Consider the following 20697-nt stretch of genomic DNA (forward strand, 5'->3'; position numbering starts at 1 on the left):
CTATTCTGACAATATATCTTGTCAGTATATTTAAACATACTGACTGGCCTCTATAAGTTGCTGGGTATATTCAGTTTGCGGATTTAAAAATAATTGTTCAGTGCTTTGAAATTCCATTACCTGTGCATGACGTAGCACCAAAACTTTCTGACACAATGCTTTCACTACTTGCAGGTCATGGCTGATAAATAAATAGCTGATCTGATGTTCCTGCTGTAAACGTCTGAGCAATTTCACAATCGCCCGCTGAGTAGTACGGTCCAGCGCCGAGGTCGGTTCATCCAGTATCAGCAGTTTAGGACTCAACACCAAAGCGCGCGCCAAGGCGACACGCTGACGCTGACCGCCGGATAATTCATGCGGATAACGTGTTCTAAAGCTCAGCGGTAATTCTACTTTTTCCAGTGCTTCATCAATGCGCTGCGATATTTCCATGGCAGAGAATTTTTTTAAGCCCAGACCTTCCCCAATGGTTTGCTCCACATTCAGACGTGGATTTAAACTGCTAAACGGATCTTGAAAGACTATCTGGAAATCAGCACGTAAAGGCCGTAACTGCTTTTCATTGCACTGGTTTATATCAGTGCCGAGCAGCACAATTTCACCATCACTTTTAATCAGGCGGGTAATCGCCAAAGCCAGCGAGCTTTTACCGGACCCGCTTTCGCCGACAATGCCAATCGATTCGCCTTGCATTAACTGCAAGTCCAAAGGTTCTACCGCGACAAAGTAATCTTTAACCCGGTTGAGCAATCCCTGCTTGATCGGAAACTTCACCGCAACATGATTTAAAGTTAATAAATTTTCAGCCTCTGTAATGTGCAACGCTTCACCAAAATCATGATTGAGCAAATCACGGGTATAAGCTTGTTTCGGATGTTTAAAGATTTCAGTAACACTGCCCTGTTCTTCCACCACACCTTTATTCATCACAATCACCTGATCGGCATAGCGACGCACCAGATTTAAGTCATGACTGATCAGAATCATCGCCATATTTCGGCTTTGCTGTAAAGATTTCAACAGTTTTAAAATCTGTGCCTGTAGCGTTACATCCAGAGCTGTGGTCGGTTCATCCGCAATTAAAATATCCGGATCTAGCGCCAAGGCCATGGCGATCATCACGCGTTGACGCTGCCCGCCGGAAAGCTCATGCGGATAACGGCGCAATTTATCTTCCGGATCGGGAATCCCTACATCCTTGAGCAATTCGATAATGCGTGCCCGGGTCTTCTGTTTAGACCAGCCTTGCAGCAATAAGGTTTCACCAATGATTTTTTCCACCCGATGTAAAGGATTTAAAGCGGTCATCGGTTCCTGAAAAATCATGGCAATTTTCTGGCCACGAATTTGGCGCAGCTGTTCAGTTTTCAGCGCCAGTAGATTTTGCTGTCCCAGCCAGGCCTGACCTTGAATCTTCAAAGTACTGGGCAAAAGCCCCAGCAAGGCCAGACTGCTAATCGACTTGCCCGAACCACTTTCACCGACAATGGCAATGGTTTCACCGGCATGCAGCTTAAAGTTCAGGTCATCCACCAAAACCTGTTGTTGATGCTGAATATTAAGATGTTCTACAGTTAATACCGCTTCTGGATTATTGGCGTCTTGGATCGAATGCATCGCGTGTCGCCTCCCCAATATAAATCAATAAAGATAGGACAATGGCCAAGCTAAAGAAGCCCGAGAGTGCCAACCACGGCGAATTCAGGTTGGATTTACCCTGTAACAACAGCTCGCCGAGTGATGCCGCATCTGGCGGTAAACCGTAACCCAAGAAATCCAATGCCGTTAGTGCGGTGATGTTTGCGGTCAACATAAACGGTAACTGCGACAGGCTGGAACTCATGGCATTCGGCAAGATATGCCGAAACATAATGGTTCGGTCTGTGACGCCCAGACTGCGTGCAGCACGCACATAATCCAGATTACGTGCCTTTAAAAACTCGGCACGCACCAATCCCACCAAAGTCGTCCAGCCGAATAACAGCATAATCAGAAACAGCCAATAGACGTTTGGGGTAAACATGCTGACCAAAATCATCACCATGAATAACATCGGCAAACCGCCCCATACTTCTAAAATCCGCTGTCCCAATAAATCAACCCATCCCCCGTAATAACCCTGAATCGCGCCAACAGCGATGCCAAGCAATGCTGAAGCAAAGGTTAAGGCAAAACCAAATAATAGCGATACGCGCAAGCCATAGAGTATGCGCGCCAATACATCACGGCCCTGATCATCGGTGCCTAGCCAGTTTTGTGAAGTCGGTGCGGAAGGCACAGGAACTGACAGTTCCAAGTTAGGTGTTTGATAGGAGTATTTAATCAGCGGCCAGACTGCCCAGCCTTTTGCATTGATCAGTTGTTGCACCGCAGGATCTTTATAATCGGCTTCGGTTTCAAATACCCCGCCAAAAGTCGTTTCTGGATAAGACTTTAATACCGGCACATACAGTGAATGATTATAACTCACCAACAGCGGTTTATCGTTGGCAATCAATTCTGAAGCCAGCGACAATACAAAAATAATGGCAAACACAATCAGGCAAGCAAAGCCGAGCCGATTCTCCTGAAAGCGCTTGAAACGCGCCTGCATTAAAGGTGACATTATTCAGCACCTCGCGAATCAAAATTAATCCGCGGGTCAATCACCTGATATAACACATCACTGATTAAACGCAGCACCAGACCGAGTAAGGTAAACAGGAACAAAGTGCCAAAAATCACCGGATAATCTCGCTGTTGAATGGCTTCAAACCCGAGCAGTCCCAAACCGTCCAGATTGAAAATGATTTCAATAAACAGGTTGCCGACAAAGAAAATGCCAATCAGCGCTTCAGGCAAACCGGCAATCACAATCAGCATGGCATTGCGAAACACATGGCCATACAGTACCCGTGACTCACTTAAGCCTTTGGATCGTGCCGCCAGTACATACTGCTTGTTTAATTCTTCCATAAAGGAATATTTGGTCAGATAGGTCAATGCGGCAAAACCGCCAATCACCATGGCCAGTAAAGGCAAAGTCATATGCCAGAAATAGTCTTTGATTTTGCCCAGCCAGCTTAAGCTGTGAAAATTTTCCGAGACCAGACCCTGTAGTGGAAACCATTGAAAATATGATCCCCCGGCAAAGAATACAATCAGCAACACTGCAAAAACAAAAGAAGGTACTGCATAGCCAATCGCGAGTAATAGCGAAGTAGATTTATCGAACAGCATGCCATGCTGACGGGCTTTTTTAATCCCCAAAGGAATAGACACCAGATAAATCAGCAAAGTGCTCCATAGCCCCAAAGACAGCGATACCGGCATTTTTTCCCACAGCAATTGCGTGACGGGTTTATCTTTAAAAAAACTGCTGCCAAAATCAAAATGGGCATAACTTTTCAGCATGTCCCAGAAACGGATGTGCGCAGGCTGATCAAAGCCATATTGAGCTTTAATCTTCTCCACCATTTCATCACTTAAACCTTTGGCACCCTGATAATTACCTTTGACACTGGCCGTTTCGCCACTCGTTGCACCCAGGCCCTGAAAAGCTTCTGCCTGTTGAATGGCTTGCTCAACGGGTCCACCCGGTGCAATCTGGATCACCACAAAGTTAATCAATAAAATGAAAAACAGCGTTGGAATAATCAGCAGCAGTCTTTTTAATATATATATGCCCATCGAAACAGTGTTCCTTGTGCCTGCGTTATGACTTATTGTTTATTTTTGACGTAAATATTGAGTGACTTTTTTCGCTTGCCCGGCATCACTCCACCAATAGTCAATGCCCGATGACAGCTTCGGTTTTACCTTGGGCTGATGATACATGTTCCAGTAGGCGAACCAGTTTTCACCCTTACCATAGGTCGGGATCTGATAATAACCGGCACGCAGCAAGCGATCCAGCACCCGGGTTCTCAGCACCAGTTGCTCACGACTCGGTGCGTGAATAACCTGCTGGACCATCGCATCAATCACAGGATTTTTAATGCCTGCATAGTTGTAGTTCCCCGGCTGATCTGCCGATGCACTGCCCCAGAACTGTGCCTGCTCATTGCCCGGATTGAGCGACTGTGGCATCACGTTGGTGGTCATGTCAAAATCCTTGGTCCGCATGCGCTCGATATACTGCGGCACATCGACATGGCGGATCGCCACTTCAACCCCCAAGCGTTTCATATTGCGGATAAAGGGCATCAAGGTACGCTGCAAACCATCCTGATGAATTAAAAATTCGATCCGGATCGGCTTGCCTTGGGTATCGAGCAAACGGCCATTTTTAAAAGTATAGCCGGCTTTGATGAGTAGCTGACGTGCAGTCAGCAGATTATTGCGGTTAAATCCGCTGGCATCCGACACCGGATATTTCCAGTTTTGCAGAACCCCCTGCCGCTGAATTGGATTCAGTCGGGCTAGATAGGGTTTTAAAATCGCCAGCTCTGCAAGGCTGGGCGTGCCTTTGGCTTCCAGTTCACTGTTGGCAAAATAACTTTGCAGCCTTTGATACTGACCATAAAACAAGGCCTTATTTTGCCATTCAAAATCGTAAGCATAACTGATGGCCTGACGAAATTTAATATCTTGAAAAGGCGCACGGCGGGTATTAAACACAAAACTTTGCGTTGGAATGGGATTATGATGCTGGAACCTGTATTTCACCACCATGCCTGCTTTGACCGCAGGAAAATGATATTCAGTCACCCATTTACGCGCGGTAAATTCTTCATGCAGGGTATATTGGCCCGACTTAAAACCTTCAAAAGCAATATCTAAATTACGGTAGTAGACATACTTCAAACGGTCAAAATTATAACGCCCCTGATTGACCGCCAGGTCTTTGCCCCAATACTTGGGGTTGCGTTTATAGCTGATGCTACGCCCGGCATCTATACGGTCAATCAAATACGGTCCTGAACCTAAAATAGGTTGCATGGTGACTCGGGTAAAATCCTTATGCTGCCAGTCTTTTTTTGAATAAATCGGCATCTGCGCCAGAATCAATGGCATTTCCGCATTATTACCGGACTTAAAACTCATCTTGACCGCATATTTGGACAACACTTCAGTTTTATCCAGATCGGCCAGATACATCTGCAGTCCCGGATTAGACTTGGTTTTATAGGTATCAAAACTGAATTTGACGTCTTGTGCAGTCACTTCACTGCCATCACTAAAACGCGCTTTGGGATTGAGATGAAAAATGACGTATTTGGTTTGATCAGGATCATACGTTACTTTTTCGGCCAGCAAGGGATACATTACCCCCGGCTCATCCAGCGAATTCGACATCAGCGAATCAAACAGATATTCCACCCCGTCCGTTGAGCTGCCTTTGCCATTCATACTGTTTAGATTGTCAAAAGTACCATTGCTGGCGGTACTTAAATAACCGCCCTTAGACGCTCGGGCATTGGCATAAGGCATGACTAACAAGCCAGCATATTTCGGCTGGCTATGTACTGCAATGTAGGGCGTAGTCTGCACAGCAGCCCACAGCCCTTGAGTCAACAGACTCATCCCACAGGCAAAACTCAAGCGTTTTGCGATAGCAAATGACATCTAAATGACTCCCTGTCTTTGCATTATTATAAGTTTGGAACTTTAATCACTTCACCAATACGCAATTGGGTATCTGGTTTGATCGCATTCATTTCCGCCAGTTTATCTTTATCTAATCCATAACGGTTAGCCAGCCCAATCAAAGTGTCACCGCGTTTGATTTTATATTCAACCACAGTTTTAGGCAGCACAATCTGCTGACCGACACGCAAACCGGCACGGGCATTCAAATCATTCATTGCTGCCAATTCAGCAACCGATACACCGACCCGGTTGGCAATGGCATTTAAAGACTCACCTGACTTTACGGTATATGCATCGGTACTTTTCGATGATTTCACTGCTTTTGTTACCGCTGCTTCCGCCTTAGTTTCAAGCTGGGGCAAATCACCCTCTATTTTTAAGCGTTGCCCGATACGTACGCTGGAATTGCGGGTTAAACCATTTAACGCTGATAAATAATCCAGCTGTAAATGGTATTTTTTCGCAATGCTGCTTAATGTTTCACCCGGTTTCACCACATGGCTATCGCTCTTTTCAAAGCTGACTTTTTCAACTTTGACTTCTACTTTGTTAGCTGCTGCGACGGGTTCTTCACCGCTGAGTTTTAAACGCTGTCCCACGCGTAAGCCAGTATTGCGGTTAATCCCGTTAATATTGGCAATATAATCCATGCCTAAATTATATTTGGCCGAAATCGCAGACAGGCTATCCCCGGATTGCACGGTATAACTCTCCGGAACAGTTGAACTTGCAGGAATCTTCAGGGTTTGACCTACCCGGACGCCACTGTTGTTGGATAATTTATTCAGCTGTACCAATTCGGTTAAGGAAATTTTCGATTTAGCTGCAATGCTCGACAGGGTATCGCCACGTTGCACCTGATAATTTTCCGTTTTATAGGATGGCTCAATGACTACCGGATCTATTTTAACTAGACTCGCTTTTTCTTCTGGCTTATTGGCCACTTCATGTAAGGGTACATTAATTTTTTGTCCCACCATTAAGCTACTGCCTGCAGTTAACCCGCTGGTTAAATCAGCCAACTCCTGATTGGACAAGGCATAACGGTCAGCAATCAGTTTGAGATATTCACCACGCTTAACCACATAAGGTTTGGTCTTCACTTTGGCAGTGGATTTTGAATTATTGGTCTTGGTTTCAGCAGTATCGGAATTACTTTGCGCAGTTTCTTTTAACGATAATTTTTGCCCAACCCGCAAACCACTGCTGACCGACAAATTATTGTACTCTGCCAATTGTTTGACCGATAAGCCAAATTGGCTAGCCACCCCGGTCAGACTATCATTGGCTTGAACCACATAAGTTTCCGGGTGTGCTTTAGACTTGCTGCCTGAAGTCTCTGTACTTTGTGGTTTGGCATCGTATAAATAAATACTGGTTCCCACGTACAGCGGAGAATTTGGATCAATCTGGTTCCATTTGGCTACATCACGCCAGTTCAGGCCATTTTTCATAGCAATGACGGCTAAAGTATCGCCCTGTTGAACGGTATAAGTACTGCGTTTTCCTTTCGGTGCAACCACTACAATTTCAGTATCTGTCTTAACGTAATTTTTACCCTGGTTACGTTTAGCTTCATCTGAATCAGGCTTGGTATTTTCCGCAACACCTTTTGGATAAGCAAACCCTTTGGTTAACTCCTTACCTTGCTGCTCAGCCACTGACAAGCTAGTTTGAATGGCAGTTAACTTAATTTTGCCGTCAAATGGATCGACAATTTCGGTGCCTTTCGGTGCAATGGCTTTAATTTCTGCCACCACTTTTTCCTGTTCAGCTTTACTTGCCACAGGCTGAAGCACCTGTTCTACCGTTTTATTTTCACCGTCTGCTTTCACGGCCGCCATAATTTGCTCACGCTCAGCCGCAGACAATGGTGGCTCTACAGTCACTAGCTTGACATTGGCCACCTGACTCACCGCAACAGGAATACGTGGTGCACTTGGAATATCACTATTTGCAGCAAAAGATGCCAAGGCATCAGACCCTTGAGGCGTAGCCATACGGGTTGTGGTCGAAGGCTTAGTTACCGTTACAGGGTTTACTGCTTTAATCGGCGTACTGCTGACCGGCTGAGAAGTTTTGGTGGTGCTTGCAGTTAATGCCGGTGGAGCTGTTTTTACCGGATTAATCACTTGCGTATTTAACTCAGGTGGATTGCTTCTTTCCGGAGTAAAGGGTTTTGCCGTGCTTGCCCATAGCGTACCCGAATTTGGCGAGAGCTTTTTAAGTCGGGCATCAATAGCAGGACTTAAATCGGCTGGAATAATAATCTTCATTGGACTTTGATCATCAATCCAATCACCACGATGCCCTGGATTTAACTGATATAGCTCGGCGCGGCTTAAACCGGTCACCGATGCCACTTCATTTAAACTCACCGGCCCCACCGACACTTCCCTAAAGTGCGGACGGTTAGCAATCGGTGGTAGAGACACCCCATAGGCATTCGGATTCTTAATAATTTGCGCCACCGCCAAGAAACGTGGCACATAGTTCATGGTTTCCTGAGGCAGTTTCAGTGACCAGTAATCCGTAGGCAGACCTGCCGCTTTATTTCGGTTAATGGCTTGCTGGATACGTCCCGGGCCTGCATTGTAAGCCGCCAAAGCCAGTTCCCATGACCCAAACTGGTTATATAAACCGCCTAAAAACTCATAGGCTGCACGGGTCGATTCCACCACATCACGGCGACCATCATACAAACTGGTTTGTCTTAAACCGTAAATACGTCCGGTACTTGGAATAAATTGCCACATCCCGGCTGCTGCTGCACTACTGGTCGCTGCAGGGTCATATGAACTTTCAATAATCGGCAATAAAGCCAGCTCTGTCGGCAAACCACGACGTTCCGCTTCTTTCACGGTATGATAAAGATAACGGGATGCACGGGCACTTAAACGGTCCAGATAAGGCTGTCGGGAAACAAACCAGCCGCGCTGAGCTTCAATACGCGTATCCCAATGGCTCTGATCCATCTTGAAACCCACAGTCATACGTTTCCACACATCACCATGTTTCAAGATCAGCAAGCGGTCACCTTCTACCGCACTCATATCTGTTGCAGACAATAAATCTTCCAATGAATCCAAGCTGTCGGCATCCAGATATCCGGATGAACCCACCATTTTCGATTTTGAGCCATGTGTTACACTCTGACTTGAGGAACATCCTGTCAGTCCCAAAGCAGCTAAAGCTGAACCCAGTACAGTTATTTTTAAAAAATTGGGTAATGTAGGCTGCCACAAAATCGCGGTTGGTTTATACATAAAAAAATCCAAACAACTCGTATAAAATTTATTTTTTAGATCTGCCATTGTAGTGAAGCATGGGGTAGACACAAGCGATTAATTTAGCGCGATTTCACTATAAATGTTACAAGAATTTAAAAAATAACCATGGAATACACTTTTAAGGTGGAATTGCGTTATACAATATGCCAATCACTTGGTTTAACTTGACTCTTATTTTAGCGTTCGGATTTGGTTTATATGACTCAAACAATCACTCTCTATGTCGATGGCGCTTGTCGTGGCAATCCTGGTTTAGGCGGTTGGGGTGCATATATCATTACCGAATCAGAAAAGCATAAAATTTATGGTGGCGAAGCAGAAACCACCAATAACCGCATGGAACTCACCGCGGCAATTGAAGGTATTCAGTTTTGTCCGCGCGATGCCAAGCTGATCATCTGGACCGATTCCAAATATGTCAAACAAGGCATCACTGAATGGATTCATGGCTGGAAAAAGAAAAACTGGAAAGATGTCAAAAATCCGGATCTGTGGAAATTACTGGATGCGACTTGTCAGGGTCGCGACATTGAGTGGAACTGGATCAAAGGCCATGCTGGACATCCAGGCAACGAAATGGCCGATCAGCTGGCCAATCAGGGTGCCGATCAAACCTTAAAAATTATGAAAAATCCCTTAGCATCTGCCGAAACTAACTTAGAACAAGTGGATATGCTGGATAAAAAAAAAGCTGAAAAGGACTGGTTATTAGATGATCCCTTTGGTTTCGACCTGATCGAAGCCGAGCTGCAAGATGAGAGCGAAGTTTTGGAGAATGCAGCTTTAGAAAACGATGCTTTAGAAAATCCAAGCTTAGACAGTCAGGCTTTAGAAAATGCGGAACAGGAAAACCATCAGGCAGATAGCTTGCAACAACTTGCGGAAGTTCCAGAACCTGTTTTAGCAAGCGCAACACCTGCTTCGGATAAACCACTACACCCGCATATCGTGATTACCCCACGAACCAAGGAAGTTCATGGTCCACGTCAACTGATTCTGGATACTGAAACCACCGGTTTCTATTTTCAGGACACGGACCGGATTATTGAGGTCGGGGCGATTGAAATGGTCAACCGCAAACTGACCGGCAGCTCCATTCATATTTACATCAATCCGCAAAAACCTGTTGGCGAATCTGAAAATATTCACGGTATTTCAGATGAGTTCCTGAAAGACAAACCACTTTATGCAGAAATTGCCGATGTGCTGTTTGACTATTTAAAAGGCGCAGAAATTATCGCGCATAACGCAACCTTCGATATGAACTTCCTTGATATGGAGTTCAAGCGCGCAGGCTTTGTTACATTATCGGAAGTATGTGCAGTAACCGATACCTTGGCCATGGCCAAGAGCAAGCATCCGGGACAAAAAAACTCCCTGGATGCTTTGGTGCGCCGTTATGAAATTCCACAGCGTGACCGTACTTTCCATGGTGCGTTACTGGATGCCGAAATTTTATCGGATGTCTATCTGGCCATGACCGGTGGTCAGGTTTCCTTTGATATGGATACCCTGACTGAGGCCGAGCAACAACAAGGCCAAACTGCCCGTACCACTGTGCAAATAGACCTGCCTGTAATTTTACCTTCAGCCGAAGAACTGCATGCACATGAGAATTGGGTCAAACAATTTGCAGAAAAACATGGAACAGCTTGTCTTTTTGCAAAATAAAATCTACATTTCTAGTGGTTTTTTGTATTTAAACGTTTAACAGTTACGTTATAGTTAAACTCGAAGAAGTTTGGCCTTGAACGGGCTACTCATAAACAGATAAAACACTAGGAAAGGTGCAGATCCATGTCTTCTTACCAAACCTCTATTCATTTTGACCCGACTGCATTGCTGATAATAAAAAATGAGGTTGATAACTCAATTAAATTAGTTGAATCAGCGGTTAGCACCTTGGCAGAAGACCACACTTTACCCTTTGGTATTGACGATGCACTGAATCAGTTTGAACAGTGTGCCCAGGTTCTTGCCCTCATTGACATGCAAAGCCTGGCTAAAATTGCTCAATATTCTGCAGAGTTAATGCGCAAGATCATGGGGAATCCTGCTCAAATTAACACCCAGGAAGTGATTGCCTTAAGCGAAGGCACCACCATGTTAAAGCGCTACATCGAATTTATTTGCTTGCGCGAAGTTAAAATTCCACAATTTTTACTGGATACCTTAAACCGTCTAGAAATCGTGCTGGGCAAACCTCTTAGCCATGAAGGTCAGCATATTGAGCCTTTACTGGACTGTATTACTCCTGATTTTAAGCTGCCTCAAGCACCAAGCCTGGAAAAGTCGCAATATGTACATCGCCTGTACAAACTGTCTTTAAACAAGCTGATTAAACAGGAAGAAACTGAATTAGATCTGCAAGCGATCAAACTGGTCGGTGCCTATTTGGCAGGTCTGGCAGAAAACACGCTAAGCAAACAATACTGGAATCTGGTGCATGTTGCATTTAATCAGGTGAACCATTTATTGATCAATGATGCACGTTTACGCACCTTGGTCAGCATTGAACGCAATATGGCCCAATATTTCAGCGCGCCAGATCGCTTCAAGCCCAACCTATCTGATCTAGCTAATATTTTAAGCCTATGTATTAGCCAGGAAGATGAGACGGCTCAACATATCCGTAGCCAGCTGAATATTGGTGAAGATCACTTAACGGATACACAATTGCAGGTGTTCAGCCGACATCTCTATGGCCCTGATTTTGATACCATGCATACCATTAGTGAATTGGTGAGTGCTGAAATGGGACAAATTCGTAATGATATTGAATTTAACTATCAAAATATGACAGCCGAGAAAACGCAGCAACTACAAGCGCAATTACTCAGTCTGGCCAATATCTTTAAAGTATTGAACCTGAATGAAGCATATAAGGATTTATCGCGTCAGGCTGCATCACTCAGCCAGGGTGATATTTTAAAAGATGAAAATTTTGCACAGCAGTTGATGAATTGCATTTTGTCAGCAATGAACTCGATTGGGGTTCTGGAACGCCATTACACCTCAAGCCGTTTACAACTTCGTGTCAATAATATGAACATTTCTTTAGACCGTTTAGATGAAGCACATGAAGCTTTATTAAACGAAACTAGAGCTGTGATTGACCTTTCTAGCCAAATCTTGATGCAGTATCTGCAAGATCAAAATCTGGCTGCACTTGAAAATATTCCTACCCAATTACGTGAAATTGGCGGTGCTCTGCTGTTCTTAAATGCAGAATCGGGTCGAACTTCATTGAATACGGCTGCAACCTTTATTCAACAGCAAATTGAAAATGCTGCAACGATTACTGCTGAACAAATCAACCACACCCTCGATACTTTAGCCAGTGCCGATATCCTGATTGACAATTTAAAATCAAAACAGCCTGTCCTGCAGTCCATGTTTGATGTAGCATTGCAAAGTAGCGAAAAACTGAAAACTGTTGCCTAATGTCTGAATTGTCACTTGCTTATATCTTTCATCAACATCAACTTCTAGTCGATGAAAACTTTCAGCTCCCTCGGGTAGAACGTTTAGCAAGTGACCTTCACTTCAACACGGGTGATCAGGTGATTGCCCGTGATCTTCTCGAAAATGAGCCTATTCCTGCAGGCTTGCAACTGGTTCCTATCCGTCAATTGTTAACCTTGTGGGATACCCCGCAGTTTGAAGCTGCCAGTCGTGCCATCCAGCTGTTAGAATGGCGCCGTAACCACAAGTTCTGTAGTCATTGTGGACATCCAACTGAAGCCCATGCAACTGAATATGCCATGGTTTGTCCAGCATGCGGTTATCATCAATATCCACGGGTACAGCCCTGCGTCATCACCATCATTACCCGTGGTCAAGATGAAATTCTGCTGGCTAAAAATGCCAACAACAAAAGCAATATGTACGGCCTGATTGCCGGTTTTGTTGAGGTAGGAGAAACGCTGGAAGAAGCTGTACGCCGTGAAACAATTGAAGAAGTCGGTTTAAAAGTAAAAAATATCCAGTATCTTGCCAGCCAGCCCTGGCCTTTCCCAAGTAACTTGATGCTGGCCTTCCGTGCTGAATATGCTTCTGGAGAAATCAAGCTTCAAGAAGAAGAAATTAGCGATGCACAATTCTTTAAAATGGATCAACTGCCTGAAATTCCATTTAAAGGCAGTATTGCCTACGCCATGATTAAACACATTACCGAAGGTCATCCCGTAGCAGATGACACCCGTGAATGGCTGTAAACTAGGGTTTTAAAGCTTCATCCAGAACCGCCAAAATTTGTTTCTTGGTCTGAAAATAACGGCTAAACAGACTCGATACCGAACCCATAATAGACACATGTCCTGTTCCGGGAATGGTAATCATTTGGCTATGATTGCCCTTTTCCTGCAAAATACTGTGCAAATCCTGCGAATTACTATGCCCTACAACTTGATCATTGGAAGCCAAAAACAGGTAATGCCGCACCTGATTGGATTCAACAAAATAGTAAGGCATCACCTGCTGATAAGGCACACTCTGGTCAAAGGCCTCTGCACATAGCGGATCATCTTTATAATCAAAATGATAGGGTCCCGACAACCCAATAATGGCACGAATCTGAGAACGGCATTGCAGACTATAAGGATGGGGATGATACAAGGCCGACATGATATTAAATGCACCGGCTGAATGCCCCATCAGTACTATTTTTTCAGTCCGAATATTCAATCTGGATTGATGCTGAGTCAAATAATTCAGCGCCAGACTCAGGTCATCAATATAACTTGGAAACACATGTTCTGGTGCAAGATGATAGTTAATCACCGCAACGTCATAACCTTCTTTGGCAAAGGCTTCACCAACAAAACGATAATCTTTTTTATCACCGTGCAACCATGCCCCACCGTGGACAAACACGATTAAAGGCCGCTGCTCAAGCGGAGATGCAGCGGAGAAAATATCAAAACGCTGACGTGCTTTTAAGCCATAAGCAATATTTTCATGCAGCGTATAACCTTTGCGTGGGGTTAAACGGTTAAGGGCATAACTGCCAAAATCGTAAAGGCGAAAATCCTTGTAGAGTATTTTCGCTTTTTCGACCTTTTGCTCGATTTCCTTTCTAACTGCTTGTACAACCTTATTGAGCATAGGTTGGCTCTGCTTGATCGGGATCAATGGCCACTGGTGTCTGTTCCACCGGTTGTGCATTCACAAGCGCACTACTCAAGCTTGAAGTCACTGCTCTAGACTGTTCAATATTATCAATCAGGGTAATGATTTTAGTGACATTGCCAACTTGCTGCAGCACTTGGTTCAGATCATTAATTTCTGCGGTATTTAAACGCCCCATCACATATAAAACACCATCTTCGGTGTGAATGCGCACTTTACTGTCAGATACCACTACGGCTTTCATAATCAGGCCGCGGGTATTCGCAGTCACGGTGGTATCTTGCATAATCGTGCCATAACCAATCTGGTTACCGACAGTAATGTAATTATGCACGGTCTTCACATCACTCATGGCACGGACATTATCTTCAGCCAACTGCTTTAAGTGTGCATCCGGCACTTGACCGGTTAATAATACATTGCCATGAAAACTTTCAATATTAACGCGAGATTGTTTAAAGCGACTGTCTAATTTATATAAATTGATTTTAGCGGTACGTTCTATAGAGGAATCAATAAATACCTGTCCAAGAGAACGGGCGCCACTTTCTGTACCTACCGGGGCTGACCCTGTGCCACTTGAGATAAAACTTGCACAACCAGATAAACTTGCTACACACAGTAACGTCATTGCAATACGGTTAAACACTCAGCAAGACTCCTAATCGTTAATTTAAATTCTATTTTATTTCAGCATTTATGCTCTGATTTTGTTCAAAGATTAATAAACTCTTGATCAAAAGTAAAAGCATTTTCAATCCATTGTTGATCATAAGTGAATTTGGAAAAATCTTGCTGTATGGTTTTTGCAAATTGTTGAGAAAAATCAAAACAAATCACATCGAAACGACAATAACAAGTTTGATATTCCGGATAGGCATGCAAAAAGCACAGTGCCGATTTCATAATCTTGCGTTGTTTGGAAAAAGAAATGCTTTCACAGGATTGGGCATATTGGGTCACTGAACGCGCTTTAACTTCGACAAAAATCAGTTCCTGAGCTTTATGTACAATTAAATCAATTTCCCCATAACGACAATGATAATTTGCTACAAGCAACTGAAAACCGTGTTCTCTTAATAACTTTAACGCTTGCTGTTCAGCCCATTGTCCCAAATTTAAATGTGCTGGAAGATTTGACATCACAATGCCCTGATCCCTTTTTTGGTATTTTCATAACAATGGGGAATCCGGTGAATTAGGTTATTATTGATTTGAATCAAGCCAGTACGTCCCTGAAACTGCAGGCTTTTTAAATGAGGGTCTACTAAATACTGGCTTGCCATATGCCAGGCATCACCACCAAAGGCGATCAGCCGCTGATAGGCCATGGAAACGCTGTTTTGCTGATTGGCTTGCATGACATCTGGCCATTCAGTGCCATATAAGGCCGGAGCATCACAAAACTTCACCCCTACGGGTAATGCCTGATCTTGTTCAATGGCATTGGCTAAGATATAGATGTTTTTATGTGGCAGCTTTGCCAGTTTATTTAGCCAGCTATTATTGCCCAGTAACAATAAACCGGTTTGTTTATTTAATTTTTTCGGGGCTTCCTCAATTAAATTCAGCGGGTAATCAGTCTGGGTAAGCAAAGAAATCAGAAACAGTTCATTGTCAATTTCAGAATCCTTTTGCTGCAATACATACAGCTCTTTGATTTTGTCATTTTGTAATACCTGATCTAGCGCCACCGCATCATCCTGCTTGGACAAACTGAATTGTCCCACATTGGCAAACTGCGATGACACCTCATTCAGAGCCAAAACCCGAACTTTCGGCTGCGCCTTGATTACAGCTTCCACATCTTGACGTGCCAAGGGTCCAATCACCAGTTGGGTTTTTTTATTGACATTTTGTTTAAGCAACTGCGCGATTTGTTTTTTGTCCGAGTTTACAAATCTAATTGGCGTTTTCAGGTCTGATGCATGATAAGCACTCATAAAACCCTGTTTGATACTTAATCCGGCTCGCGCCAAAGGTCCCGATTCGGGTAAAATGACCAGCACTTCAGCTTGGGCGTGATTCAAAATGCAATACAGGATGAAGCTCATCAATATTTTTTTATTATTCAACATTGGAGAAACCTTATGAGTGCTCAGTTATTTGTTGTAGCGACCCCAATTGGGCACTTAGATGACATTACTTATCGTGCTATTGATATTCTAAAGTCTGTAAGTATCATCGCGGCAGAAGATACGCGCACTTCTGCTCAATTATTAAAGCACTTTAATATTACAACTCCGCTTACTGCCTGTCACGAACATAATGAAAGCAATAAAATTGATGTATTGATTCAAAGATTACTAAACGGCGAGAATATGGCGCTGATTAGTGATGCAGGAACGCCGCTGATTAGCGATCCAGGTTTTAAACTGGTTCGTGCAGCTCAGCAGCACAATATCCGTGTGGTTCCGGTACCTGGTGCATGTGCAGCCATTGCAGCGCTGAGTTCAGTCGGTTTACCGAGTGACCGTTTTAGTTTTGAAGGTTTTTTGCCTTCTCGCCAAAGCCAGCGTCTTAGCCAGTTAGAAAAGCTGAAAGATGAAACCCAAACCCTGATTTTTTATGAAGCACCGCATCGCATTCTGGAATCAGTGAAAGATATGGCACAGGTGTTTGGTGCCGATCGCCCAGTGGGTTTTGCTCGTGAAATTACCAAGACCTTTGAAACCATCAAAAAGATGACCCTGGCAGAACTGGTGCAGTTTATTGAAGCTGACCACAACCAGCAAAAAGGTGAAATTGTGCTGGTGATTGGCGGTGCAACTGAAGAAAAGGATCTGGAACAGGAAAAACTGGATCAGTTATTGAGCCGTTTATTACAGGACTTATCAGTAAAGGCCGCTTCGCAACTGGCAGCAGACTTGACCGGAATTAAAAAGAAAGTGGCTTATCAACGTGCGTTGGAACTCAGCAATAAAATCTGAACGGCTGTCAGCTCAAAACAAAAAGCATCACCAAAGTGATGCTTTTTTATTCTGTAGCGAAACCCGGCAAAAGATTCTATTAATCTTTTGCTGACTCATCTGCAGGTACTTCAGTGATGCGACCACCACGAGCAAGGAAAGCAGCAACTTCATCTTCCAAAGCTTGACGCTGTTTCAGTTTGGCAGTCACTGTAAGTGTTTCAGCTTCGGCAACATCACCATCAGTTGCAGTTGTATCACTGTCAGACGCACCTTTTTCAGCAGCTTTTGCTTCATCTTCATCAACTGCAGTTTCTTCTACATCATCGTAGTCATTCATATCTGTCATCTTTCTTTCTCCCCACCAATGACTTCTATCAATCCAATTTAAATTGATTGCGAATTAGGAAGAAATTTAACAATCTCTGCACGTTTCGCATAGGGTCAATTTTAAAAAAATCGTATCTTTTTTAATCAAAAAAGTAAACTTGTATAAATATTTGTACAAAAAACAGTTGTTCAACCTCAAACTGCATAACAAGTGTCTTTTAAGGTTTGTAATCCGTTGGCTTGTGACATAAAGGCATCTTTTAATGCCGCATGTTGTTCCACCTGTTTTAAGCCGAAATTTCTAGCCCAAACCACCGGGAAAAGCACTGTGGTTTCCATCCATCCAATCGCCGACATGCTGTGCATCATGGCATCATTCTGACCTTTACGGCGATGCTCATAACGCTGCAAGGTTTGTTCATGTGCCCATACCCCACGTTTTAAATCATGCAGCAGTGCATCACATAAAATGGCGGCATCCAGGCAACCAATATTCACCCCCTGACCGGCAAGCGGATGAATCACATGTGCAGCATCTCCAATCAAGGCTAAACCGGCTTTGACATATTGCTGTGCAGCACGGGCTTTCAGCGGGAATTGTGCCCGTGGCGTTGCCTCTAAAACTTCGCCCAGCATGTGATGGCTTTCGCGCGTGAGCAACGCAGTAAAATCGCTATCATTCAAAGTTGCATATTCTTCTGCATAATCGTCTGGTAATGTCCAGACAATCGATTGCCAATAGCCATCCTGTTCCGGCTTTAAACTGGCCATCGGTAAAAAAGCCAATGGTCCCGTTTCCAGAAAAATCTGTCGGGCCACATGCTGATGAGGCTGGGCTGTACGAATCGCGCAGGTCAAGCCAGCCTGCTTGTAATCGAGAATATCCAGATCAATAAAGGCTTGTTCACGGACAAAAGAATTGGCACCATCTGCACCAATCAGCAGCTTGGTTTTCAGCTGGGTTCCATCTGCCAGATGGATATGCCAAATGCCTGCTACACCCTGCTCTATAGCTGTCACTTTAACCTGAGTGCGGTAATCTTCAAGCTGCTGCAGCATTTGTTGCTGAATCGCCAGATTGAGGATACTCGGCTCGACCATTGAACCCAATCCCTGTTCAGCCGTTAGTGTTGTTATGCATACCTGACCGAAATTGATTTCACCATAGCCGTTTTTATTCCACACCTGCATGCCACTATAAGGCATCTGACGTGCCAGTTTTTCCCACACCCCGACCGTTTTCAGCAAATGAATGGTCGCCTGACTTAATGCCAATACACGCGGATTGGCAATCGCCTTGGTTTTTTCTGCATCTAGAATAGGAGCCGCATCCAGTACTGTCGCCTGCACACCGCCTTGAGCAAGCAACAATGCAGTCAAACCGCCAACCAGACCACCACCCACAATCACCACATCAAGAACTTTGCTATTTTGGTTAAGTGTCATGCTTTCAACCCCATGGCATAGTTGGCCACCAGCGGCTTAATCCCTGGAATAGTATCAAAAGCCACCAGTCCGGTATTGCGTATTAATTTCAGGATGGGATTCTGGTTACTAAAACCACGCACTACACTGTCACAGAACTTGATCACCCGTTGTTGATCGGTCAGACGAGATTTTTCATACTCCAGCAGCATGACTGCATCACCCAAGTCGGCTGCTTGTGCCAGTTGTTCAGTTAAATAACGCACCAAGACATAGGCATCACGCATACACAGGTTAAAGCCCTGACCGGCTACCGGGTGAATGGTATGCGCCGCATTGCCCATCAACACCACACGACCGACGGCCTGTTTTTCCGCAAGCACTTGTGATAAAGGGAAACTAAAACGACGACCCGTTTTCTGGAATTTGCCGGCTCGGTCACCGTAAGTTTCCTGTAAGGCATCTAAGAAGTGCTGGTCGTTTTCTTCGCCTAACCATTCCCCTTCTGTACCTTTTTTCACCGGCCAGACCACCGAACGGCGATATTCACCCGGTAATGGCAATAATGCTAAAGGTCCAAGTGGACTAAAACGTTCAAAGCCAACATGGTTATGCGGTTTTGAGGTTTGCACAGTAGTGACAATCGCCACCTGATCATAATCATGCTCTGAAGCACCAATCCCTAGGGCTTTACGGCAGAATGAGTCACGGCCATCGGCAGCGATCAGCAGTTTTGCTTGTAAAGATAATGTTTCTTCGCCACGTTGTGCTTCAATAAAAGCTTGATCAGAATCTTGTTTCAGTGAGGTGACTTGTACGCCATCAATCAATTCAATTAAAGGCTGTTGACGTACTTCAGTCAGTAGTACACGGCCCAGCCAGGCATTTTCAATCACCTGACCAAAGCTTTCGACTTTTTCCTGTTCTGCTTTTAAACGCGCCTTACCAAAGCTGCCCTGTTCGGTAATATGCACTTCTAAAATAGGGGTGGCATGTTCTTGCAAGGCATTCCATAAGCCCAATTCCTGATAAATCTGTACACTACGTCGTGACAAGGCACTGTTTCGTGCATCAAAACTGGAGTGATAAGGTGCAAGATTGGCATCATCATAATTTGGGTATTTGATGGCTTCGAGCAGCTTCACCCCAATATTAGCCTTTGCCAACATTAAAGCCAGACTGAGTCCGACCATACCGCCGCCAACAATGATGACTTCTTGCTGCATGCTTTCATCCTTTTTTTATCAGGTATTCGAATTCAGGAGATTTAATCGAAATACGTATAAGCTGTAATGGATTTTATATTACATCAAAGATTTTCATTTTTATAATGAATTAGAACTTTGCTTGTTCATGATATGGAAATGTGGCTAAATTTCGGCTATACAGATGTTCATGCATTGCTACCTTTTCGCCATACGGGGAATTTTCACTATTACTCGAATTGTAGGAATAATTTTAAAATTTCTACCATAGCAAAATATGTTGAAATAATGATTCCTAAGCTCAATATCAATTAAAGCTTCCCACAGAAAAACATATAGTTCTCAACTTATTCTCATAAAAAACGGAGCTTAGGCTCCGTTTTTGTTTAGGACAATTAAGTCATGCAAATAAGCCGATGATATAAATGACGCAACAATCGACTTCATCAAGATTCAAGTTAATCTATACATTCAAACCTTGGCTGTTAACGCACAATATTTGTATGTGTATCAGTATGATGTACTGTTCTGCCTAATTTCGTGCCTGTATAAATTAAATAGAGTGCAGACAAACCCACCAGGACATAAACAATTCGAGATAGAGTGCTCATTTCACCAAAAATCGCAGCGACCAAATCAAAGTTGAATGCACCAATTAAGCCCCAGTTTAGGCCACCAATAATCGCTAAAGCATAGGCAATCCAGTCAATCGTATTAAGTTTCATAAATTTCTCCAACTGTATATTTAATGATCAAAATTATGAGAACGAAACTGGAGTTAATATGTTGTTTTAATGCTAAAAACCGATTTTCTGTGTTGAGTTAGTGTCATTT

General features: G+C 43.9%; 17 protein-coding genes. 4 read left to right on the top strand and 13 right to left on the bottom strand.

The features are described from left to right. Positions 1-30 precede the first annotated feature (30 nt). The 5 genes from WAE57_RS01540 to WAE57_RS01560 are packed head-to-tail and all read right to left on the bottom strand — an operon-like array spanning position 31 to position 8840. On the bottom strand, positions 31-1620 hold the full coding sequence (locus tag WAE57_RS01540; RefSeq protein WP_337707706.1) for a dipeptide ABC transporter ATP-binding protein: 1590 nt from the start codon (positions 1618-1620) through the stop codon (positions 31-33). Then, positions 1595-2608, bottom strand: a complete 1014-nt coding sequence (locus tag WAE57_RS01545) for an ABC transporter permease (protein WP_337707707.1) — start codon at positions 2606-2608, stop codon at positions 1595-1597. Before WAE57_RS01545 ends, WAE57_RS01540 begins: the two co-directional genes overlap by 26 nt. Then, positions 2608-3672: a microcin C ABC transporter permease YejB gene (gene yejB, locus WAE57_RS01550; protein WP_337707708.1), complete on the bottom strand. Its 1065-nt coding sequence runs from the start codon at positions 3670-3672 to the stop codon at positions 2608-2610. The genes WAE57_RS01545 and yejB overlap by 1 nt, the downstream gene beginning before the upstream one ends. A 39-nt stretch (positions 3673-3711) precedes the next feature. Then, positions 3712-5550, bottom strand: a complete 1839-nt coding sequence (locus tag WAE57_RS01555; RefSeq protein WP_337707709.1) for an extracellular solute-binding protein — start codon at positions 5548-5550, stop codon at positions 3712-3714. A gap of 26 nt (positions 5551-5576) precedes the next feature. Then, on the bottom strand, positions 5577-8840 hold the full coding sequence (locus WAE57_RS01560; protein ID WP_337707710.1) for a LysM peptidoglycan-binding domain-containing protein: 3264 nt from the start codon (positions 8838-8840) through the stop codon (positions 5577-5579). Positions 8841-9062: 222 nt separating this feature from the next. Here WAE57_RS01560 and dnaQ point away from each other — a divergent pair, with 222 nt between their 5' ends. From dnaQ to nudC, 3 genes are all read left to right on the top strand, one after another. After that, positions 9063-10535 (top strand): DNA polymerase III subunit epsilon, encoded by a 1473-nt coding sequence (dnaQ, locus tag WAE57_RS01565; protein WP_337707711.1) that lies wholly within the window; start codon positions 9063-9065, stop codon positions 10533-10535. A 126-nt stretch (positions 10536-10661) separates the two neighbouring features. Beyond that, positions 10662-12308, top strand: a complete 1647-nt coding sequence (locus WAE57_RS01570; RefSeq protein ID WP_337707712.1) for a chemotaxis protein — start codon at positions 10662-10664, stop codon at positions 12306-12308. Continuing rightward, positions 12308-13081 (top strand): NAD(+) diphosphatase, encoded by a 774-nt coding sequence (nudC, locus tag WAE57_RS01575; RefSeq protein WP_337707713.1) that lies wholly within the window; start codon positions 12308-12310, stop codon positions 13079-13081. The genes WAE57_RS01570 and nudC overlap by 1 nt, the downstream gene beginning before the upstream one ends. 1 nt (position 13082) lies before the next feature. Here nudC and WAE57_RS01580 read toward each other — a convergent pair whose 3' ends face one another. The 4 genes from WAE57_RS01580 to WAE57_RS01595 all read right to left on the bottom strand — a co-directional run bounded on the left by WAE57_RS01580 (position 13083) and on the right by WAE57_RS01595 (position 16072). Next, complete coding sequence (locus WAE57_RS01580; RefSeq protein ID WP_337707714.1) at positions 13083-13970, bottom strand: alpha/beta hydrolase; 888 nt, start codon at positions 13968-13970, stop codon at positions 13083-13085. Beyond that, positions 13960-14643: a BON domain-containing protein gene (locus WAE57_RS01585; protein WP_237786784.1), complete on the bottom strand. Its 684-nt coding sequence runs from the start codon at positions 14641-14643 to the stop codon at positions 13960-13962. The genes WAE57_RS01580 and WAE57_RS01585 overlap by 11 nt, the downstream gene beginning before the upstream one ends. A gap of 65 nt (positions 14644-14708) precedes the next feature. Then, positions 14709-15137 carry a YraN family protein gene (locus WAE57_RS01590; RefSeq protein ID WP_337707715.1) on the bottom strand — a complete coding sequence of 143 codons (429 nt, stop codon included), beginning with the start codon at positions 15135-15137 and terminating at the stop codon, positions 14709-14711. Then, positions 15137-16072, bottom strand: coding sequence for a penicillin-binding protein activator (locus WAE57_RS01595; RefSeq protein WP_337707716.1), 936 nt, complete (start codon positions 16070-16072; stop codon positions 15137-15139). The genes WAE57_RS01590 and WAE57_RS01595 overlap by 1 nt, the downstream gene beginning before the upstream one ends. 12 nt (positions 16073-16084) lie before the next feature. Here WAE57_RS01595 and rsmI point away from each other — a divergent pair, with 12 nt between their 5' ends. Further along, positions 16085-16924 (top strand): 16S rRNA (cytidine(1402)-2'-O)-methyltransferase, encoded by an 840-nt coding sequence (gene rsmI / locus WAE57_RS01600; protein WP_086198679.1) that lies wholly within the window; start codon positions 16085-16087, stop codon positions 16922-16924. A gap of 79 nt (positions 16925-17003) precedes the next feature. Here rsmI and WAE57_RS01605 read toward each other — a convergent pair whose 3' ends face one another. The 4 genes from WAE57_RS01605 to WAE57_RS01620 form a co-directional block, all read right to left on the bottom strand. After that, entirely contained in the window at positions 17004-17252 is a 249-nt protein-coding gene (locus WAE57_RS01605) for a hypothetical protein (protein WP_086175247.1), read from the bottom strand. Positions 17253-17428: 176 nt separating this feature from the next. Continuing rightward, entirely contained in the window at positions 17429-18679 is a 1251-nt protein-coding gene (locus tag WAE57_RS01610; protein ID WP_337707717.1) for an FAD-dependent monooxygenase, read from the bottom strand. Continuing rightward, complete coding sequence (ubiH, locus tag WAE57_RS01615) at positions 18676-19884, bottom strand: 2-octaprenyl-6-methoxyphenyl hydroxylase (protein WP_237786780.1); 1209 nt, start codon at positions 19882-19884, stop codon at positions 18676-18678. The genes WAE57_RS01610 and ubiH overlap by 4 nt, the downstream gene beginning before the upstream one ends. A gap of 464 nt (positions 19885-20348) precedes the next feature. Then, entirely contained in the window at positions 20349-20588 is a 240-nt protein-coding gene (locus WAE57_RS01620; protein ID WP_237786779.1) for a DUF378 domain-containing protein, read from the bottom strand. Positions 20589-20697: the final 109 nt, after the last annotated feature.

The organism is Acinetobacter sp. NS-4 (genome assembly GCF_037402435.1).
GTDB lineage: Bacteria > Pseudomonadota > Gammaproteobacteria > Pseudomonadales > Moraxellaceae > Acinetobacter.

Coding starts and splice junctions, on each gene's coding strand:
- WAE57_RS01540 (WP_337707706.1), bottom strand. CDS start 1,620: ATGCATTCGATCCAAGACGCCAATAATCCAGAAGCGGTATTAACTGTA.
- WAE57_RS01545 (WP_337707707.1), bottom strand. CDS start 2,608: ATGTCACCTTTAATGCAGGCGCGTTTCAAGCGCTTTCAGGAGAATCGG.
- yejB (WP_337707708.1), bottom strand. CDS start 3,672: ATGGGCATATATATATTAAAAAGACTGCTGCTGATTATTCCAACGCTG.
- WAE57_RS01555 (WP_337707709.1), bottom strand. CDS start 5,550: ATGTCATTTGCTATCGCAAAACGCTTGAGTTTTGCCTGTGGGATGAGT.
- WAE57_RS01560 (WP_337707710.1), bottom strand. CDS start 8,840: ATGTATAAACCAACCGCGATTTTGTGGCAGCCTACATTACCCAATTTT.
- dnaQ (WP_337707711.1), top strand. CDS start 9,063: ATGACTCAAACAATCACTCTCTATGTCGATGGCGCTTGTCGTGGCAAT.
- WAE57_RS01570 (WP_337707712.1), top strand. CDS start 10,662: ATGTCTTCTTACCAAACCTCTATTCATTTTGACCCGACTGCATTGCTG.
- nudC (WP_337707713.1), top strand. CDS start 12,308: ATGTCTGAATTGTCACTTGCTTATATCTTTCATCAACATCAACTTCTA.
- WAE57_RS01580 (WP_337707714.1), bottom strand. CDS start 13,970: ATGCTCAATAAGGTTGTACAAGCAGTTAGAAAGGAAATCGAGCAAAAG.
- WAE57_RS01590 (WP_337707715.1), bottom strand. CDS start 15,137: ATGTCAAATCTTCCAGCACATTTAAATTTGGGACAATGGGCTGAACAG.
- WAE57_RS01595 (WP_337707716.1), bottom strand. CDS start 16,072: ATGTTGAATAATAAAAAAATATTGATGAGCTTCATCCTGTATTGCATT.
- rsmI (WP_086198679.1), top strand. CDS start 16,085: ATGAGTGCTCAGTTATTTGTTGTAGCGACCCCAATTGGGCACTTAGAT.
- WAE57_RS01605 (WP_086175247.1), bottom strand. CDS start 17,252: ATGACAGATATGAATGACTACGATGATGTAGAAGAAACTGCAGTTGAT.
- WAE57_RS01610 (WP_337707717.1), bottom strand. CDS start 18,679: ATGACACTTAACCAAAATAGCAAAGTTCTTGATGTGGTGATTGTGGGT.
- ubiH (WP_237786780.1), bottom strand. CDS start 19,884: ATGCAGCAAGAAGTCATCATTGTTGGCGGCGGTATGGTCGGACTCAGT.
- WAE57_RS01620 (WP_237786779.1), bottom strand. CDS start 20,588: ATGAAACTTAATACGATTGACTGGATTGCCTATGCTTTAGCGATTATT.